Consider the following 19,647-nt stretch of genomic DNA (forward strand, 5'->3'; position numbering starts at 1 on the left):
CTATACAAAAACTTTGGTAGTTTAATTCTTCCATCCAAAGTTTACATTCATTTCAATATCTGGATGAATGCTTTTAGCAACGGGGCAGGTGAGCGCCGCACGTTCCAGAATTGTTTTTTCTTTATCATCTAATGTAAGTGATGCAGGAAAATCAAAATGTACATCAATGCCGCCCACACGCCTTGGTTCGGACTTCATATTTTTTTGAATGCTTACTTCCGTTCCTTCCAGTGAAATATTCATATCCCTTGCCTTAATACCCATGATGGTAAGCATGCAGCTACCCAGAGAAGTAGCAAGTAAATCGGTGGGTGAAAATCTTTCGCCTTTACCCTGGTTATCGGTTGGCGCATCTGTTTCAATTATAGTATTACTTTGCAGGTGTTTTGCTTCTGTTCTTAACGAGCCTTTATAAATTATTTCAGATGTCATTACACAATATTTATTATAAATTTACGATTATCAATTTACACATGTACCGCAAGATAATTTTGTTTTTACTCTGCTTTATTGTTACAGGACAAATTTTTGCGCAGCAGCAAGAAAAAAAAGCAGAAAGCGAAAAAGATATTAAAAGACAGGAACGCAGGCAGCACATTGCAGACCTTATTAAACGCGAAGAAGAAGGTGCATTAATTTATAATAAGCAATCTCTTTTTGGCTTTAAATTAAATACGGATGGATGGACTGCCATATACGAACACGGCAAATACAAAACCATTAATACAACCAATACCTGGTTTGTTGAAATAGGTGAACGCAAAAGCCACAAGGAAGAAAGAATAACACCTTCCGATCCCTATACCGGTTACCCGGTTGGCAATTCTTTTATTTATGGTAAGCGCAATGTTTTTTATAATGTAAATATTGGTATTGGGCAGCAAAGGCTTATTGGCGGCAAAGGCACCAAAAATGGCGTGGCCGTTTCTGCTATTTATGGCGGTGGTTTTTCTGCAGGGTTATTAAAACCTTACTACGTAACTGTGTATGATCCCAATACCGGTGAAACACAGGATGTAAAATACCAGGGGCCTTCCGATACAGTATTTCTCAACTATCCTATTTCCGGTGCAGGGTTAACCAAGGGCTTTGGTGAAATGAAATTTGTGCCAGGCCTTGTGGCACATGCAGGCCTGCGTTTTGATTATGGCCGGTATAATGAATTATTATCTGCGCTTGAAATTGGTGTAAGTGCAGAATTCTATACCAAAGACATGCCTATTATGGTTGATGCCGAGCCAAAGAAATTTTTCTACAATGCCTATATAGCCATTGAATTCGGATTCCGAAAATAATTATGTAGCCTTAAGTAATCGTGAATTGTCAGTAGTGAGTTGTGAGTGATAAAGCAAGAGCCCTGTATTTACTGACAACTCATCAATCACTATATCAACTTCAATTACAGTTAATACAACGGCAGCTTATTTCTTTATCTTCTTCCTGTACACAAACTCAATCAGGGTTGAAATTTTTCCAAACGGTGTATCGTCTGGCGAAAAAATGGTAGAAAGCACCTGCGCAGCTATTGAAGTGGCGCTTTCCCAAAACTTGCCATGCAGGCCCGAAAAATACGTTTGCAGGTTTTTGACAGTAGTAAGCAAATCAGGCGTTTCAATATCCTGCGAAAGCTTAAATCCATCACTTACTTTATTTAAGCCTTCAGCTAATTTCTCCTTTGATATATTAGGAAATTTTTTCTGAATAAGCTCAAATAATTCTTCCGGAGTTGCTTCTAAATTCTGACTTATTACATTTATTATACCTGAGCCATCAAGCAAAGCATCCTGTACAGTAGGTTCTAATTTTTTCCATGCTTTTTCTGCAGCATTAAACAGGTCGGTAAAAATGTGAAGGAAATCAAAGAATGCCATAGTAGGTGTTTTAATTGTTAGCAATAAGATGGTATTTGGACGGTGAATCCTTATTAAAAGTAAACATAAAAAAGTTTATTTTGATATTTTAAATTCACCGGCTTGAGCAGATGGGTTGTGCCCTGAAGAATTTGGCCGCTGCGGTTATACTATTAATAAATTGTTTGTTATGCTGAACAGAATATTTGTTTTACTGGTTCTTACTTTGCTCACCTCTTCATTGCAGGCACAGCAAAAAACGTATTGCAACCCTATCAATATAGATTATGGTTTTACGCCTATTCCAAATTTCTCGGAACAGGGAAGACATAGGGCAACCGCCGATCCGGTTATTGTTTTATATAAGGACAAATATTTTTTATTCTCTACCAATCAATGGGGTTATTGGTGGAGCAGTGATATGCTGAACTGGAAATTCATCCCGCGCAAATTTTTAAAACCCGATACCAATGTATATGATGAATTATGCGCTCCGGCTGTTGCCGTATTGCACGACACCATGATCGTCATCGGCTCTACCTATACACAGGCTTTTACGTTATGGATGAGCACTAACCCAACGGTTGACGACTGGAAGCCACTCGTTGATTCATTCAAAGTGGGCGCATGGGACCCGGCATTTTTAGCAGATGATGATGGCAGGCTGTATATCTATTTCGGTTCAAGCAATACTTATCCAACCTATGGACAGGAAATTAACAGGAAAACATTTCAACCCATTGGCGAACGCAAAGCTTTATTGCATTTGAATGATAGTATTCATGGCTGGGAACGTTTTGGTGAATATCATGACAACACTTTCCTCAAGCCATTTATTGAAGGTTCGTGGATGACAAAATACCATAATAAATATTATTTGCAATATGGCGCGCCGGGTACAGAATTCAGCGGTTATGGAGATGGGGTATACGTGGGTAATAAGCCGCTTGGACCTTTCACTTACCAATCGCATAATCCTTTTTCATTTAAGCCGGGTGGCTTTGCAACAGGTGCAGGCCATGGCGCAACCTACCAGGATGCGTATGGCAACTGGTGGCATGTAAGCACGATGATTGTGAACGTAAAAAACAATTTTGAACGCCGCATTGGTATATGGCCTGCCGGTTTTGATAAGGATGATGTAATGTACTGTAATACCGCTTTTGGCGATTATCCAACTTATTTGCCATCACATAAAGATGAAGATCATATTAAAGGAAATTTTACCGGCTGGATGCTGTTGAACTATAATAAACCGGTAACTGTTTCATCCACCTTTGGAAATTATGAAGCCAACAATGCAGTGGATGAAAATATTAAAACCTATTGGTGCGCTACAACAGCCGGTAAAGGCGAATGGATTCAGTCTGACCTGGGAAACATTGACACTGTAAAAGCTATCCAGATAAATTATGCCGACCAGGATGCAGATATACTCGGCAAAAGCACAACCATCTATCATCAATATAAATTATATGCATCATTAGATGGAAAAACATGGAATGTTTTGATTGATAAAAGCAACAACAAAACCGATGTGCCGCATGAATATATTGAACTTCCTGTACCGGCATTAGCCCGTTATATCAAGCTTGAAAACATTCATACAGCCGATGGCAAATTTGCCATCAGCGGGCTGCGTGTATTTGGAAACGGCAGCGGCGCAAAACCTGATACGGTTAAACATTTTATAGTGTTGCGCGGCGACAGCGAACGAAGGAATAGCTGGCTTAAATGGCAGTTAAGCAATGATGCTTACTCATATAATATTTACACAGGTATTGCGCCGGATAAATTATATACCAGCATTATGGTGTATAATACAAATGAATATTATTTTTCTGCCATGGAAAGGGATAAACCTTATTATTTTCAGATAGAAGCGGTTAATGAAAACGGGGTGAGTGCAAGAACGCAGGTAATTAAAGTGGAATGATGTTGCCATACATAACAATTTAAATTTCGTTTAAAGGCAATTTATTTATCTTTAAGAAAACCTTTTATGCAAGAAGATTTATTAGGCACTGATGAATTACCTGTAATTCCGCCAACCAGCGATGAAAAGACGATGGCGTTACTGGCGCATATCTTAACGTTTGTTTTTCCTATACTTGGGCCGTTGATAATATACCTTATCAAAAAAAATGAATCGTCATTCGTTGCCTATCATGCAAAAGAATCGCTCAATTTCCAGATAACATTATTTATCATCTGCTTCATACTCTTCATTACAGTAATCGGAATATTATTACTATGGATCGTTGGCTTAATCGGCGCAGTGCTGGTTATTGTGGCTACCATTCGTGCCAGTGAGGGCAAATTGTACAGATATCCTTTTTGTATAAGGCTCATAAAGTAAGATAACCGGATGTTGCGGCTATAAGCGACAAAAAATCATACTACGACAACCTTCGTCAAATCTTTGTTAAATGGATTTCCGTTGTGAGCTGACTTTTAAACAGGTTTGTTATTTTGCTATCAGAAAGGCATATTTATTGAGAGCTTTTACAATGCATTAATTTAAAACTTTACTGAAAATGAAATTAAAGAACGTTTTCCTGGTAATTGCAATCAGCATTGCTACTTCCTTATTAAGCATCTGGGGTTATGGCAAATGGATAAGCAGCAACGCTGTTACAATACAGAACGATGGAAAAATACCTGTAAACTATGCAGGCTTTTTTGATAAAAATACACCTACGGGCATTCCCGATTTTACGGATGCAGCCACTTCTGCCACCCCTGCAGTAGTTCATATAAAAACCAAGATTAAAGGCAAAACCGTTTCTTCAAGAAGCAGGAGCCCCTTTGGCGATATGTTTGGCGATGACGATCCGTTCTTCCAGTTTTTTGGCGGGCCAAGATCTTATTCCATACCCGATCAGCAGGCAAGCGGCAGTGGTGTTATTATGACGAAAGATGGTTATATTATTACCAACAACCACGTGGTAAACGGGGCCAGCGAAATTAACGTAACCCTCAGTAACCGCAAGTCTTACAAGGCAACTATAATAGGTACCGACCCCAATACAGACCTTGCTGTAATTAAAGTTGACGCTGACAATTTGCCCTTTATGTTAATGGGCAACAGCGATGATGTGAAACTTGGTCAATGGGTAATGGCAGTTGGCTACCCGCTTAACCTTGATGTAACCGTTACAGCGGGCATCATAAGTGCAAAAGCAAGAAGCATCGGTATTAATAAGAGCGATCGTGCTATTGAATCTTTTATACAAACAGACGCTGCTGTAAACCCAGGTAACAGCGGCGGCGCTTTGATTAATACAACCGGTGAATTAATAGGTATTAACTCTGCCATTGCCTCCCCTACCGGTTCGTATGCAGGTTATTCTTATGCAATACCTGTAAACATTGTAAAAAAGGCAGTGAACGACCTTATTAAATATGGCGCAGTTCAAAGGGCTTATATTGGTATAAATTATATACCCGACAATGCCTCAGATGAACAGAAAAAAGCAATGGGCGTTAAAGAAGGTTCCGGCATTTATATTACCGGCGTGGCTACAGACGGCGCAGCTAAATCTGCAGGCGTTCAAAAAGGTGATTTTATTACAAAGCTGAACAATGTTAATGTAAATTCAGGGTCTGAACTGCAGGAACAAATAGCCCGCTACAAACCCGGCGACAAAATTAACCTCACCTATACAAGAGGTGGAAAAGAGAATACTGTTTCACTTACTTTAAAAAATAAATCGGGTAACTACGAAGTTGTAAAAAATAATGCATCTTCAGCTTTTGATGCCCTTGGCGGCACACTGGTAAACGTGGATAAAGAAACAGCCAAAAAGAATGATATTTCCGGCGGTGTCCAGGTGCAGAAGTTAGGCAGTGGTTTATTAAAGAACACGCGCATACAGGAAGGATTTATTATTACAAGCGTTGATGGCCAGGACGTGAATTCTGTTGATGATCTTAAAAGCATATTAAGCAATTCCAGCGGAACCGTAAGACTTGAAGGTATTTATCCCGGTTATGACGGAACTTATGGTTATCCATTAACGCTTGGTGGTTCTGATAATGGCAATAATGATAATGAAAGCAATCCTTAATTGCATAAGTTTATATCGAATAAAAAGCCGCTTAACAGCGGTTTTTTTATTGTTATTAATGGATAAAAAATATCTTAGGGGCTGGGCAGTTTGTTGCTAAAGATTAATCTGCTTATTTTATATGGATTTGAATTTAAAAGATAAAACCATTATTGTTTCAGGAATAGCTGGAAGATTGGATGAACATTTAATAAATATGCTGGCGGCGGAAGGAGCAGTTCCCGTAATTATTGATGATGAAGCTGGTGATTTAACAATAAATGAAATCCCTATTTCAACCGGTGGTAAATACCTGCAGATTGCCACAACACTTTCCAATCCTGAAACCAGCAAGGCTGCTATTGAAAAGATACTTGAATATACCGGAGGCATTTATGGATTGGTAAATTACGCATGTAATGATGATGCCGCTGCTTCTGAAGTAGACAGGTATGAACAATTTATGGCTTCGCTTCATAACAATTTTATATCTCCTTTCCTGCTTGTGCAGCATGCATTGCCCGCGTTAAAAATTTCGAGAGGCGCTATTGTAAATATCATTTCAAATGCTGCAAAAAACAAAGATGGGAATTACGTTCATGTAGCAGTTAACGACGGCATAAAGGCATTAACGCGTGAATGGGCTGTGGAACTATTAAAATACAATATTCGCGTGAATGCTGTGCTGGCCGGCGATAGACAAAATGAAGAAGCTGACAATACAGTAGCTTTTTTATTATCTGAAAAATCAAGCCATACAACGGGGCAGATTATCAATTGCAGTTAACTATTCAAAACTTTTGTTATGGCATGCTGTAAGCTTTCACCGCACTTCCATTAATGCCAAATATCAAAGTATTATTGATAATGACAGCACTGCGCACATCACCCCGAATATCAAAGCCAGAAACATATTGCGGCACATACTCAAAATTTCCTTTACCATCATTGTGAAGCAATGCACCATAATTGGCGTCGAATTTTCCAAACCGCAGCCTTGCATGATTTATATTGCCGCAAAGCAAAATATCTTCATTACCGTCTTTATCATAATCAAAGGCTGTAATAGTAAATACCGGCGAATACTGCGCCTGCAAAGGCAGTTCTTTTTCCTTGAATTTTCCATCAGCACTGCCTTCAAATAATACGGTTTTTAAATAATTCAGTTTTAAATGACCGGCATTCCTGAGTTCACTTTTTGTAAAAAGATCACCGATGGTTGCATCGGCGTAGCTTTTATAATCGGCGAATTTTTTTTGCATATCAGGAACCTGGGCTATCAACTCATTTCTCGACATATAAGGATAACTTTTCCCTTGTACATAAAAGGAAAGTATCGGGTCGATGGTGCCATTGCCGTCAAAATCTTTATAATAAAGTTCAGCCGGTTCATCATCGCTTGCTTTGAGCTGGCTGTTTAAACCCTGGTTGGCGATAATAATATCCTGTTTGCCATCTTTATTAAAATCACCTACCAACAATTTATTCCATAAACCGCTGTACTCCTTATCAAAATAATCTGTTGTTTTATTTACAAGCTTCCCGTTATCATTTATCAATACAGTTACGGGCATCCATTCCCCAACAACAATAAGATCATTTTTTTTATCATTATTGAGATCTGTCCATGCAGCATCTGTTATCATCCCGGCTTTTTGAAGTGCAGGTGCAAGCGTAGCCGTCTCATCTTTAAAATGCCCCTTGCCGTCATTTATCAGCAGGTAACTTTGTGGTGTTTCAGGATAATTACCGGGAATAACCCTTCCGCCTGCAAAAATATCAGGATGACCATCGCCATTCATGTCGGCTACACGTACACAACTTTTACTAACACGCATTTCTGGCAGGGCGCCATCGGCTTTTATAAAATTGCCTTTTCCATCATTCATATACAACCTGTCCAGCAACAAAATATCATCTGAAGTAAAATTATTATAACCGCCACTTGCCACATACAAATCATTAAAACCATCACGGTTGGCATCAAAAAAAACAGCATCCGCGTCAGTGCTTTGTTTATCTGCATCAAAAGCAGGCGGCGGCGTTTTATTGAAGATTCCGTTTTTTTGCTGAAGGAATATTGCGCCTGGCAGCCCGTTTCCGCCACCAACATAAACATCTTCAAGGCCATCATTATTTATATCAGCTTTTGCCATACAGGGGCCGGCAAAAGAAAGCGGGTTAGTAAGCAGGGGCTGGCGTTTAAAATCATTAATATCAGGGGTTGCATCGGTATAATTAATGGGAGATTTTATTTCAGTAAATAAAGCTTTCGCGGGTGTTTCAGGATGATAGATATCTTTTGCATCTTTTTCATTTACTATTAGTGTTTGATTGGATTTGACACTTGCCAGCACCTGTTGCTTACCGCTTTGCCACACTATGCGCAATGAATCAACAATATTATCTTCTCCCAAACCAAAGTGCAAAAGCGTTGAAACGCTTGACTGGTATCCACGTGATGGTTGTTGCTCTATATATTGCTTTTTGCCTTTGCACCAGGCTGTAAGCTTTGCACCAATACCCGCAGTATTTTTACTCTCCCCGTTGAGTTTTACAGTGAGATAATGATTGTTTGAATGATTGCTTCCGGTATTATTGTAAATAAAGGCAGGCAGGTTTATATTATTTACAATAAGATCAAGGTCGCCATCATTATCAAGATCAGCATACGCCGCACCGGTGCTGTTAGATGGCATGTTTATGCCCCATGCTTTGCTAACATTTGAAAAAATCAGCCCGTTATTTTTAAAGAGATAATTCTCAATGTTGGATGCAGGCATTTTTTCGATCATGTTCAAAAGATCTTCCCTGTTTAATCTTGTATTGGACTGCTCCACCTGGTTGAGATAGGTGATAAAATCAAGGTCTGTATAATCACGCAGATAACCGTTTGTAACAAACAAATCTTTCCATCCGTCGTTATCAAAGTCTGCAAACAGCGGCGTCCAGCTCCAGTCGGTATTAGATATGCCTGCAATTTGTCCTGCTTCACTAAAAGTATTGTTGCCATTATTTACCTGCAACATATTGCGCATATACTGGTAATAAAAACCGGATTGCAAAAGCACTTCAAACTTTTCATAGTTATCCGGCATGAACAAAGTTTTTTGCCGGTGATTTTCCTCCGGCAGCATATCAAGCGTGATAATATCGGGCAGGCAATCATTATTAACATCTGCAACATCATTACCCATAGAGAAATTAGAAATATGCCCCATGAAGTTTTGAATTTCGTTGCTGAATGTTCCGTTTTTATTGTTGATATATAAGAAATCGGGAACGCCATAATCGTTGGAAATATACATGTCGGGCCATCCATCGCTGTTAATATCAGCAATGCCGGCGCCCAGGCCATAACTTAATGCGCTGCTGTTAAGTTTCGCTGCAAGCGTGGCATCCTTAAAATGATTATTATCATTTTTATACAGTTTCAATCCTATGGCATCATTTGGCTGGCTAAACAACAAAGCTGTTTGTTGAGGGTCTAATACAGGCAGGTTTTTAGGATTATGATGCAACAATAACATATCCAGATCACCGTCGCGATCATAATCAAAAAAGAAGGCCTGCGTACTAAAGCCAGTATCAGCCAGGCCATACTTGGCGGCTTGCTCTTTAAATGATGGAATTCCGGATGCATCGTTACCCTGGTTTATAAAAAGCTCGTCTTGCCTTTTTTCTGCCCGCAATTTTCCTGAATGACATACATATATATCAAGTCTTCCATCACCATTTATGTCAGCCATGCACACTCCTGTTTTCCATGGCCCGGGCCTGCCTGCAACAGCAGCAGTTGCCGTAATATCCTGGAATTGCATGTTGCCTTTATTTAAATACAACCTGTTATCAACCACATTGCCTGAAAAATAAATATCATCCAAACCATCATTATTTACATCACCAACCGCTACGCCACCACCATTGTAATAATATTCATACATGAGCACGTTCATGTTCAGTGTTTCCTGAATTTCATTGCTAAAGCTGACGTTAGTTTTCCCGGATGGAAGTAAGGTGAACAACATGTTTCCATTGTCTATGCTGCCTCCATCTGAGGCATGATTTTTCTTGGGTGTACATCCAGCAATAAAAGCTACAAAAAATAATACAGGGAAAAGCAGCGGAAATGGTTTTATTAAATATTGCATGCAATAACTTAGAATGGAAAAGATAGTAAACTAAAAAATCTATACCGGCATTATGCCGGTATAGATTCAAAACTAAAAATGTTATTCGATAAGGAATTATTCGTAACCGGGATTCTGGACAAGTTGTGAGTTTTTGTTTACCTCATCTCTGCTAAAGGGCCTAAAGTACATTTTCTCAAGCCATTGCCGGTTTTCGTGAGCAACATCAGTAACCGGTGAATAGGTATAATCATAAACAGTTTCATCATGATGATAAGGAGATGCCATACTTTTACCCGGCTTAAACTTGCCAACCACATTAATGAATGTTAGTTTTCTACCGAGTGTTTGTGGTGCAATCATCCACCTGCGGGCATCGTGATACCGTTGTTCTTCGTATGCCATTTCTATCCTTCTTTCTTGCCGGTATTTATCTCGCAAAGCCGCTTGGGAAGTTTCAGTAATGGCTGGCATGCCCGCTCTAAACCTGATTCTGTTAAGCCACATGATAGCGTCTGACAAATCATTTAATTCAATTGAAGCTTCTATATAATTAAAAACCGCTTCAGTATATCTCAGGAATGGCCAGGGTATATTTTGCCTTCCGTTATTATCCACAATCGCTGGATCAGGATCTATAAACTTGCGTACATAATACCCTGTTCGTGAGCCGTTCCAGTCTTCAATAGAACTGCTCCTGGTATCCAGGCCTTTAAATATAATCTGGTTTCCATTGGAAATAAGATCATACTGACCGGTTTGTACCTGGCTGGCAGGGTCTACATCGCCGGAAATCAAATTGCGGGGTTTCCAGTTGGCACCATCATATAAAATAGAAGCATAAAAACGGGGGTCTCTGTTTTTGTATGGAGCAGCTTTTAAGGCAGGATCAGACCATGTGAAATCAGACCCGTCATCCATTTCGTAATCATCAACTAATAATCCTATAGGCGTATTCCCAGCCCAACAGTGATATCCATTGGGGCCATTATACAGGCCTTGCTGTCTGCCGCCCTCATCTTTATCTGCCGTAAAATATCGTCCAAATATTATTTCTTCTCCAGCGGTGGCATCGGCAACATTGCTTTTGCCTCCCATGGATAAGGCTATGTAGTTTTGGGTGCCTTCCTCTGCGGATACCGGTGCTGCAAGATTGAGCTTGTAGCCAATACCCATATCTACCACTGCTTTAGCAGCGGCTTGTGCAGCCTGCCAGCGTGCCGTTCTGTCGCCAGATGTATATCCTAAAAATTCAGGGTTTGGATAGGAGGCTAAAAGATCTGATTTTGCTTTTGCAGTTGGCATATCATGCAAATCGCTGGCAGCATAAAGTAATACACGGGATTTTAAGGCCAGGGCTGCCAAAGAAGAGGCGCGGCCTTCCTGCGCTGAAAATCCATCAAGCAACATAGCAGCACTATCACAATCACTTACAATTTGGTTCACACATTCTTCAAATGTATTTCTGCCAATATTAAAATCATCAGTGAGCATATATGACTTTAATATTAATGGCACACTTCCATAATAACGAACCAGCTGGTGATAATAATAAGCTCTTAAAAAGTGCGCTTCTCCATTTAATTTCCTTTTTAAAGTGGTATCGGAGAATGAGCCATCAGCGTTCATGTTTTCTAATGCAAAATTACATGACCTTATGCCGATGTACATATCGTCCCAATCATAAGTGGTACCGTTATTCATACCTAAGTTAGAAGGGCTTAAGCTACCTTCATTTATGGTATTAATACCACGGCCTGTATGGGTAAATACAGCTTCATCGGATAGAGAGGCAAGCATTTCTTCACTAAAACCGCCCATAGCCAATTTGGAATAGCAACCTAATACAAATGCTTCAGCAAGGGCTCCATCCTGCCAGGTAAGATCACTATTGATCCTATCAAGAGGATCTACGTTCATAAAATCTTTTTTACAGGAAGCTATTATTGTCGATATTAAAATAAGAAACAGAGGTATTTTATATAGTGATTTTTTCATTATAATTGATTTTAAAAGGTTACTCTAATTCCACCGCTTATGATTCTTGATTGAGGATAATACTGTCCGTTCTGAGTAGTAGCTTCCGGATCCCAGATTTTTATCTTATCAAAGGTGACAAGATTTAATCCACTTGCATATATTCTAAAATTGCTAATACCGTATCTTTTAAGCATGTTATCAGACAAGGAATAACCAATTTCAACATTCTTAATTCTCAAATAATCATTTGGACGCAGAAAATAATCATTGTTCCAGGCAGAACCACCGCTGTAGTATCTGTTTTGCCTGTTGGTTAACCGGGGATTTTTACTGCTGGGATCAGGAATTGTCCAACGATGATCATACGACCATTCCAGGAAATTTCCTATATCACCAGATTCTGTTCTTCCAATATACTGTAGTGCACCAATCGTTCCCTGAAACAGTATAGTACAATCAAAATTTTTGTACTGGAGATTTATATTAAACCCTCCTGTGAACATGGGAATATTTGTTTTTTGCTGCCGAACCTGGTCATCTGCGTTAATTTTCCCGTCACCATTATAATCTTTTATTTTTAAATCACCAGGCAACAGGTTACCCGTTATAGCACTGTAATCAATAGTGTTTTTATCAATTTCATCCTGGCTTGCAAACACACCATCATTCAGGTAGATAAGAAAAGAGTTATATGGATTTCCGGTGGAATGCTGGTAAACGGGAGCGCCGGGTGTTTCATTCCACTCAAGTATTTTATTTTTCGCATAGCTGCCGTTTACGCTAACAGAATAGTTGAAATCGTTTATACGGTCACTATAGGTAATTTTAAATTCACCACCCCTATTCACCATTTTTCCGAAATTAACCGGAGGCAACTTATCTGTGATACCTGAACTTTGCGGGATTGATCCGCCTAAATAGGTAAGTATTCGGGACCGTTTATTATAAAAGAAATCGAATTCAAAACTCAACCTGTTTTGAAGCATAGATGCGTCGAGGCCAATATCATAATTGTTGGCTAACTCCCATGTAAAATCTTTATTGGGTACAACATTTTCCATTAATGATTTCACAACCTGTTGATCAACTATGTATGTACCATAAGACATAGTTGACAGATATTGGTATTCAGCCAAGGCCGTCCCGCCCGGATAGTATGGTTCAGCGCCCATTTGTCCCCAAGAAGCCCTCAATTTAAGGTTGGAGAAGAAATTCACATCTTGAAAGAATTTTTCTTTGGTAATTACCCATCCGGCAGACAGCCCGGGAAAGAAACCAAAGCGGCTTTGTTCAGGAAAAAGATAAGAACCATCTTCCCGCCATAAAAATTCTGCTATGTATTTTTCTTGATAGTTATAACCAACGCGCCCAAAATAGCTTAAGCGTGCTCTTTTATATAACCCGGTATTTCCTATGGTTTGGGCAATGTTGCCACCGGCAAAAAGTTGATCGATAGTGGGGGAGATAAAATACCTTCTAAAAGCATTAAACCCTTCGCCGTTTACAGTTTCTCTCTGAACACCCGCCAGCGCAGTAAGGGCGTGGCCTTCGCCGAAGGTATGAGCATATTCTATTGTGCCTACCAGGTTAACAGAAAGTTCCTGTGATGCGTCCTGTGATAATCTTGGATCGGTAAATGTGGAACGAACTGAACCGGTTAAATAAGGTGTTTTACCATCATCTTCATAGGTTGAACCATCCCAGTAATAAAGCGTCCAGGGTTTTTGCCACGACTTATCCGTTCTGGAAAGTTTATCAACGGCAGCTGTACCGGTAACTTTCAACCCTTCCACGCCGGGAATCTGTATTTCTACTTTTCCATTGGTTTGAAAATAATCGCGATAATCATGTATATAGCCTGTAGCATCTGTTGCAATCACAACGGGGTTCTGTCCATTCTCAATATCCGGCCCGGGTCGTCCATCAGGCCAAACGGCAATTTCTGTTGGCTTGCCACGCATAGTCATCCTAAATATATCTCCGGCACCGCCACCATTTGGAAAAGACCGTCTTTCTTCACGGCCTAAAATACCAATAGTTGTAGTAATAAATTTATTTATACGGGCATCTACATTCAATCTTATATCATATTGTTTATAGCCTGTGGCAGAGTTTTTATAATAACCATCCTGGTCTGTATACCCGAGTGAAGCCAGGTATTTGATATTTTCACTACCGCCGCTTATCTGAACATTCGTTTTGGTTTGAGGCGCCCAGGTTTTTAATAAGGCTTTGTACCAATCCGTATTGGGATAATGCAGCGGATCAGATCCATTTTTAAATTTTTCAATTTCTTCGGTTGTATATACAGCAGCAATTTCTGCACCGCTGTTAGTGGTATAAACACCGGTGGTCTGGAATGCATCATATGCAGCCTGCCATTCTGCAGCAGGAACATTATCATATATAGTAAGTTCATTGCGAATAGTAGCATATTCCGGTGCGGTAGCCGTTTCTGGTGTACGGGTAGGTTGGCCTAGCCCATAATTAAAATCAACTGACACAGTAGGTTTACCTGATTTTCCCCTTTTGGTGGTTATCAAAATAACACCGTTAGCTGCCCTGGAACCATAAATAGCTGCAGCTGCGTCTTTTAAAACAGAAACACTTTCTATATCCTGCGGATTAATTCTATCCAAACCACCTGCCCTGCCAGGTATCCCGTCAATTACAATCAACGCGTCACTATTACCATAAGAATTTACACCCCTCACACGAATGGCGGAACCGTCATATCCAGGCTCACCACTTGCCTGCACAGTTGTAATGCCGGGTAAACGGCCGGCAAGCGTATTTGATAAGTTAGCTGTAGGAGATTTTGAAAGTTCATTTCCCTTTACTTCTACCACAGCGCCTGTAACGGTCGCCTTTTTTTGTGTACCATAACCTACCACCACTACATCACTTAACGAGCCAGCCTCAGCAGTTTTTAAGCTAACATTAATGGTAGATTGATTGCCAACCTTAACTTCATAAGTTTCGTAACCTAATGCTGAAAAAGTTAATACGGCATTACTATCGGGTACGCGTATGGAATAATTTCCGTTTTCATCCGATGTAACACCAGTGGAGGTACCTTTTACCAATATAGAAATATTAGGTACCGGCTCAGCTTTTTCGTTCACAACCTTACCGCTTACAGATAAGTCTTGTGCATGCAATTTTGTTGTGATCAAAATTAAAAAACAGGAAAAAACCAGAGCCGCTCTTGTTTTTCGAAGAATTAAATGTTTCATGTGGCGTGTTGACTTTTTTGTTGGTTTTATATAGCAATACAGTATCATTGGATAGCAGGTCAGCTACCAGAAAAGCGTTAATTTTTTTTCTTACTTGTTTTTGAAAAGCGGTTTTAAACTTTTCGGATTAAGATTCTTATGCTCATGCGCTCCTGCAATAGGCCAATCATTCAGAATTTCGGGTCAAATATAAAAGATGTGTTAAAAGAAACAAAAAAAATTAAATGTTATTTTCACTTTTATTTTATAAAATGGTATTTGCGGCCTAATTATGCTTAGAAGTTATTGTATTATAATCATATATGTTTTTTTTTCTGTTCGGCTTAATGCTCAGCAAAAATTTATATTTGAGCAGCCCAAAATGGGTTCCCCTTTCACTATTACAATTTTTACAAACGATTCTGTAAAAGCTGCCGCAGTTGTTGCAAAGGCATTTCTGCTTGCTGATACATTAAATAACATATTAAGCGATTATATTGACAGCAGTGAAATAAACTGCTTAAGCAACACTGCCGGAAAAAATAATTACGTGCCGGTATCTCAGCCATTATTCCATATAATTCAACAGGCACAGGAAGCAGCGGGGTTAAGCAAAGGCGCTTATGATATTACTATCGGCCCTGTAGTTAAACTCTGGCGGCAGGCAAGAAAGTCCAAAACATTTCCAAACAAGGATTCTTTACAATCAGCTTTGCAAAAAGTGGGTTACAGGTATATTCATTTAGATACTGCAAAGCATGCTGTTTACCTGGAGAAAAAAGGTATGCTGTTAGATGTTGGCGGATTGGGGAAAGGATTTGTGGCCCAGGCAGCCCTGGATTTGATTACACAAAATGGTTTTACCAGCGCTATGGTAAATGCAGGCGGTAACATTGTAATGACTCAGGCGCCTGCTGATCAGAAAGGCTGGTTTATTGGCATTAACCAGCCGGAAGAAAAGAATGATATTTTGCCGCAAATGCTGGCATTGCAAAACATGGCCGTTTCCACATCGGGCGATATTTACCAATACGTAGAACTCAACGGAAAAAAGTATTCGCATATAGTAGATCCCAAAACAGGCATTGGCGTAACACATCAAAGAAATGTAACGGTGATTGCGCCGGATGGCACAACGGCTGACTGGCTTTCTACAGCGTGCAGTGTTTTATCAGTTAAACAAAGCATGCGCTTGATTAAAAAATGTAAAGGCGCCGCCATATTAATTACAGAAAATAAAAACGGGAAAATAAAAAAGAAAAGTTCCGTTCTTTTTAAAACTTATTATTTTTGAAACAATAGTCGGTCTGACGTTTCTTATTAGCTAAAAATTTCTGTAAAAAAATAGAACTGTTTGGGTTATTTGATTAAGATTGATCCTGAATAACGGTCAGACGCTTCAGGAAACCGCTTAAATATTTTTTTACGATTTGAAAGCGTCAGACCGATAGTTAACGATGATATTTTTTTATTAACTCAACCAACTTATTAAAGTCCCATAGATGATTGCTGATTGCTTAATTTTTTTTCTTGGCCTGGCATTACAGCCCGTTAATGATACCTCTTTTGTGCCTTACGAACAAACCATTCCCGGAACCAATGTTTCATTTAAAATGATGCCGGTTACAGGTGGCAGTTTTGTTATGGGAAGTAAAGCCGGTGAAAAAGGCCGCAATACAGATGAAGGCCCCGCAACAAAAGTTACGGTGGATCCTTTCTGGATGGAAGAGCATGAAGTAACCTACGATGAATATATTTTATTTGCCGATGAGCAGGCAGATAAAGCGCCAAAGCCCGATGGCATTACCCGTCCCAGCCCGCCTTATATTGATTTCACTTTGGGCATGGGCAAAGCAGGCGGCTTTCCTGCCAACAGTATGAGCCAGTATGCCGCACTGATGTATTGCAAATGGCTGTATAAAAAAACAGGTGTTTTTTATCGCCTGCCCACCGAAGCCGAATGGGAATATGCGGCACGTGCGGGAAGTGAAACAGCTTATTTTTTTGGGAATGATGACAAGCAGTTAGGCGATTATGCGTGGTATGCCGGTAACAGCGAAAACAAATACCATAAAGTAATGGGCAAAAAGCCCAATGCTTTCGGTTTATATGATATGCTGGGCAATGTAGCCGAGTGGACAATGGATCAGTATAAAGAAAACTATTTTGAAGCAATAAAGTCTGATGTTGATAACCCCTGGCTAAAACCAACGAGCAAACATCCAATCACTTTAAAGGGAGGAACATTTAAGTATGCTGCAGATAAACTTCGCCCGGCAGCCCGTTTAAAATCGGATTTAAAATGGAATGCCCGCGACCCTCAAATTCCGCGCAGCAAGTGGTGGAATGCCGATGCGCCGTTCATCGGGTTTCGTATTGTGCGGCCCGTTAAACAACCTTCTGCAGATGAGGTTAACCAATTCTTTACGCAACTTCTTTCATTAAAATAAATATTAAACAATGACTAACGATGTAAACCAAAAACAAACCGGCAGGAGGGAATTTCTGAAAACCACTTCTCTTGTAGCCGGCGGGTTAATGGCAGCTCCGCTCATATCAGGCGCCAATTATTTTTCAGGCGCTGATGATGTTATAAAAATTGCATTAATTGGTTGCGGCGGCCGAGGCACAGGCGCTGCCACACAAGCCCTGAGCACCAAACAAAATGTGCGGCTGGTAGCTATGGCCGATGCTTTTAAAGACAGGCTTGACAACAGTTATAATAATATTATTGAAGCACTGGAAGAAAAGAAAGACCGTGTGCAGGTAAAAGAAGAAAATAAGTTCATAGGTTTTGATGCCTATAAACATGCCATTGCTTTGGCCGATGTGGTAATTCTTGCAACACCGCCGGGCTTCAGGCCCATTCATTTTGAAGAAGCCATAAACCAAAACAAACATGTGTTTATGGAGAAACCAGTGGCAACCGACCCGGCAGGCATACAAAGGGTATTGGCAGCAGCAGAAAAAGCCAAAGCGCAGAAAAGAAATGTTGTCGTGGGCCTGCAACGCCGTTACCAAACTTCTTACCGCGAATTAATGAAGCGGGTGCAGGATGGGGCTATTGGCGATATAACATCTGCGCAGGCATGGTGGAATAACGATGGCGTTTGGGTGCATCCGCGCCAGGCCGGCTGGACCGAAATGGAATACCAGATGCGCAACTGGTATTATTTTGTGTGGCTTTGCGGCGATCATATTGCCGAACAGCATATTCATAATTTGGATGTAATAAACTGGGCCAAAAATGCTTATCCCGTTCGGGCGCAGGGCATGGGTGGCCGGGAAGTAAGGGTTGGAAAAGATTACGGCGAAATATTCGACCATCATTTTGTAGAATTTCATTATGCAGATGGCACTATATTAAACAGCCAGTGCCGCCATCAGAAAGGCACTATGAGCAAAGTGGATGAACTACTTATCGGCACAAAGGGAAAAGTATTTTGCGATGCCGCTAATATCTCAGACAACAAAGGCAAATTGATTTACCAGTTTGATAAAATGAAGGAAAACCAGCCTTACCAGAATGAACACGATGAATTGTTTGCGGCCATTGCCAAAGGCGATTATAAATTCTGGGATGCAGAACGTGGCGCAAAAAGCACGATGACTTCTATCCTCGGCCGTATGGCCACTTATTCCGGCCAGGTAGTTGAATGGGACCAGGCTATAAATTCAGGTATAAATATTATGCCTTCCACATTCTCTTTTGACACAGTGCCACCCGTTAAACCGGATGCAAATGGCATGTATGCCGCAGCCATACCGGGCGTAACAAGATATTTTGCATAAAATTCATGAGGCTGGCTCAGTATTTTTAAACTGCGCCAGTCTTTTAATGAGATAATCAGCCATGATTTATTTGCTTGATGGACAGGAAACTTCAAGGCTTGCCTTCAGGTTAATAAGTTTGGATGATTATGATGAATGGTTATCATTTTTTAAAGACCCGGAAACATCAAAGTATTGGAAGGCTGAAAAAGAAGATGCCGGAACCGAATGCCGGAAATGGTATAACAGGCAATTTGAACGGTATGCAAATAATGAAGGCGGCATGAATGCATTGGTTGAAAAAGCAACCAATAAACTTGCAGGCCACTGCGGTTTGCTGAAACAAAAAGTGGATGATATTGATGAACTTGAGATTGCGTATTCACTGCTCCCGGCGTTCTGGCATAAGGGTTATGCAACAGAAGCTGCATTACACTGCAGAAATTATGCTTTCAGAAATAATCTTTCACCTTCATTAATTTCAATTATCAGCCTTACCAATAAGCCGTCGGAGAATGTGGCGGTAAAAGTGGGGATGCGCATTGATAAAACAACATTGTATAAAAACAACGAAGTAAACATTTTCAGGATCTGGAAAGAAAAACCGGCCGGTATCATATCAGGCTAACTCCTCCCCTGCTGAAAAAAGTTT

Annotated in this window: 14 protein-coding genes; 9 read left to right on the top strand and 5 right to left on the bottom strand. The window is 40.1% G+C overall.

Annotated features, from left to right (window positions below; all coding sequences use genetic code 11):
- Nucleotides 1-21: 21 nt before the first annotated feature.
- Complete coding sequence (locus ACTHN6_RS14230) at nt 22-432, bottom strand: OsmC family protein (RefSeq protein ID WP_440436435.1); 411 nt, start codon at nt 430-432, stop codon at nt 22-24.
- On the opposite strand from ACTHN6_RS14230, the gene ACTHN6_RS14235 reads away from it, so the two are divergent.
- A complete protein-coding gene (locus ACTHN6_RS14235; RefSeq protein WP_440436436.1) occupies nt 426-1,295 on the top strand; it encodes a hypothetical protein in 870 nt (289 codons plus the stop codon). The genes ACTHN6_RS14230 and ACTHN6_RS14235 overlap by 7 nt on opposite strands.
- Nucleotides 1,296-1,421: 126 nt before the next feature.
- Here the strand turns inward: ACTHN6_RS14235 and ACTHN6_RS14240 are convergent, their stop codons facing one another.
- Entirely contained in the window at nt 1,422-1,871 is a 450-nt protein-coding gene (locus ACTHN6_RS14240) for a hypothetical protein (RefSeq protein ID WP_440436437.1), read from the bottom strand.
- Between the two features lie 169 nt (nt 1,872-2,040).
- On the opposite strand from ACTHN6_RS14240, the gene ACTHN6_RS14245 reads away from it, so the two are divergent.
- The 4 genes from ACTHN6_RS14245 to ACTHN6_RS14260 all read left to right on the top strand — a co-directional run bounded on the left by ACTHN6_RS14245 (nt 2,041) and on the right by ACTHN6_RS14260 (nt 6,686).
- Nucleotides 2,041-3,786 carry a discoidin domain-containing protein gene (locus ACTHN6_RS14245; RefSeq protein WP_440436438.1) on the top strand — a complete coding sequence of 582 codons (1,746 nt, stop codon included), beginning with the start codon at nt 2,041-2,043 and terminating at the stop codon, nt 3,784-3,786.
- Between the two features lie 66 nt (nt 3,787-3,852).
- The gene (locus ACTHN6_RS14250; protein WP_440436439.1) at nt 3,853-4,209 is read left to right on the top strand and encodes a DUF4870 domain-containing protein; all 357 of its coding nucleotides are present in this window, start codon (nt 3,853-3,855) and stop codon (nt 4,207-4,209) included.
- A gap of 178 nt (nt 4,210-4,387) precedes the next feature.
- Nucleotides 4,388-5,920 (top strand): trypsin-like peptidase domain-containing protein, encoded by a 1,533-nt coding sequence (locus ACTHN6_RS14255; protein ID WP_440436440.1) that lies wholly within the window; start codon nt 4,388-4,390, stop codon nt 5,918-5,920.
- A gap of 121 nt (nt 5,921-6,041) precedes the next feature.
- Complete coding sequence (locus ACTHN6_RS14260; protein WP_440436441.1) at nt 6,042-6,686, top strand: SDR family oxidoreductase; 645 nt, start codon at nt 6,042-6,044, stop codon at nt 6,684-6,686.
- 16 nt (nt 6,687-6,702) lie between these two features.
- Here the strand turns inward: ACTHN6_RS14260 and ACTHN6_RS14265 are convergent, their stop codons facing one another.
- The 3 genes from ACTHN6_RS14265 to ACTHN6_RS14275 all read right to left on the bottom strand — a co-directional run bounded on the left by ACTHN6_RS14265 (nt 6,703) and on the right by ACTHN6_RS14275 (nt 15,245).
- Entirely contained in the window at nt 6,703-9,855 is a 3,153-nt protein-coding gene (locus tag ACTHN6_RS14265) for a VCBS repeat-containing protein (protein WP_440436442.1), read from the bottom strand.
- 291 nt (nt 9,856-10,146) lie between these two features.
- A complete protein-coding gene (locus ACTHN6_RS14270) occupies nt 10,147-11,949 on the bottom strand; it encodes a RagB/SusD family nutrient uptake outer membrane protein (protein ID WP_440436443.1) in 1,803 nt (600 codons plus the stop codon).
- A gap of 89 nt (nt 11,950-12,038) precedes the next feature.
- Nucleotides 12,039-15,245 carry a SusC/RagA family TonB-linked outer membrane protein gene (locus ACTHN6_RS14275; protein WP_440436444.1) on the bottom strand — a complete coding sequence of 1,069 codons (3,207 nt, stop codon included), beginning with the start codon at nt 15,243-15,245 and terminating at the stop codon, nt 12,039-12,041.
- Nucleotides 15,246-15,606: 361 nt separating this feature from the next.
- Between ACTHN6_RS14275 and ACTHN6_RS14280 the strand changes: the two genes are divergently transcribed.
- From ACTHN6_RS14280 to ACTHN6_RS14295, 4 genes are all read left to right on the top strand, one after another.
- The gene (locus ACTHN6_RS14280; RefSeq protein WP_440436445.1) at nt 15,607-16,518 is read left to right on the top strand and encodes an FAD:protein FMN transferase; all 912 of its coding nucleotides are present in this window, start codon (nt 15,607-15,609) and stop codon (nt 16,516-16,518) included.
- Between the two features lie 208 nt (nt 16,519-16,726).
- Nucleotides 16,727-17,674, top strand: coding sequence for a formylglycine-generating enzyme family protein (locus ACTHN6_RS14285; protein WP_440436446.1), 948 nt, complete (start codon nt 16,727-16,729; stop codon nt 17,672-17,674).
- Between the two features lie 10 nt (nt 17,675-17,684).
- A complete protein-coding gene (locus ACTHN6_RS14290) occupies nt 17,685-19,016 on the top strand; it encodes a Gfo/Idh/MocA family protein (RefSeq protein WP_440436447.1) in 1,332 nt (443 codons plus the stop codon).
- Nucleotides 19,017-19,077: 61 nt separating this feature from the next.
- Complete coding sequence (locus ACTHN6_RS14295; RefSeq protein WP_440436448.1) at nt 19,078-19,623, top strand: GNAT family N-acetyltransferase; 546 nt, start codon at nt 19,078-19,080, stop codon at nt 19,621-19,623.
- Nucleotides 19,624-19,647: the final 24 nt, after the last annotated feature.

The organism is Parafilimonas sp. (genome assembly GCF_051953455.1).
Classification (GTDB): domain Bacteria; phylum Bacteroidota; class Bacteroidia; order Chitinophagales; family Chitinophagaceae; genus Parafilimonas.

Excerpts from the sequence above, each read along its gene's own strand:
- ACTHN6_RS14265 (WP_440436442.1), bottom strand. The coding sequence starts at position 9,855 with ATGAACGTGCTCATGTATGAATATTATTACAATGGTGGTGGCGTAGCG.
- ACTHN6_RS14270 (WP_440436443.1), bottom strand. The coding sequence starts at position 11,949 with ATGAACGTAGATCCTCTTGATAGGATCAATAGTGATCTTACCTGGCAG.
- ACTHN6_RS14245 (WP_440436438.1), top strand. The coding sequence starts at position 2,041 with ATGCTGAACAGAATATTTGTTTTACTGGTTCTTACTTTGCTCACCTCT.
- ACTHN6_RS14295 (WP_440436448.1), top strand. The coding sequence starts at position 19,078 with ATGATTTATTTGCTTGATGGACAGGAAACTTCAAGGCTTGCCTTCAGG.
- ACTHN6_RS14260 (WP_440436441.1), top strand. The coding sequence starts at position 6,042 with ATGGATTTGAATTTAAAAGATAAAACCATTATTGTTTCAGGAATAGCT.
- ACTHN6_RS14275 (WP_440436444.1), bottom strand. The coding sequence starts at position 15,245 with ATGAAACATTTAATTCTTCGAAAAACAAGAGCGGCTCTGGTTTTTTCC.
- ACTHN6_RS14280 (WP_440436445.1), top strand. The coding sequence starts at position 15,607 with ATGGGTTCCCCTTTCACTATTACAATTTTTACAAACGATTCTGTAAAA.
- ACTHN6_RS14250 (WP_440436439.1), top strand. The coding sequence starts at position 3,853 with ATGCAAGAAGATTTATTAGGCACTGATGAATTACCTGTAATTCCGCCA.
- ACTHN6_RS14240 (WP_440436437.1), bottom strand. The coding sequence starts at position 1,871 with ATGGCATTCTTTGATTTCCTTCACATTTTTACCGACCTGTTTAATGCT.
- ACTHN6_RS14235 (WP_440436436.1), top strand. The coding sequence starts at position 426 with ATGTCATTACACAATATTTATTATAAATTTACGATTATCAATTTACAC.
- ACTHN6_RS14285 (WP_440436446.1), top strand. The coding sequence starts at position 16,727 with ATGATTGCTGATTGCTTAATTTTTTTTCTTGGCCTGGCATTACAGCCC.
- ACTHN6_RS14255 (WP_440436440.1), top strand. The coding sequence starts at position 4,388 with ATGAAATTAAAGAACGTTTTCCTGGTAATTGCAATCAGCATTGCTACT.
- ACTHN6_RS14290 (WP_440436447.1), top strand. The coding sequence starts at position 17,685 with ATGACTAACGATGTAAACCAAAAACAAACCGGCAGGAGGGAATTTCTG.
- ACTHN6_RS14230 (WP_440436435.1), bottom strand. The coding sequence starts at position 432 with ATGACATCTGAAATAATTTATAAAGGCTCGTTAAGAACAGAAGCAAAA.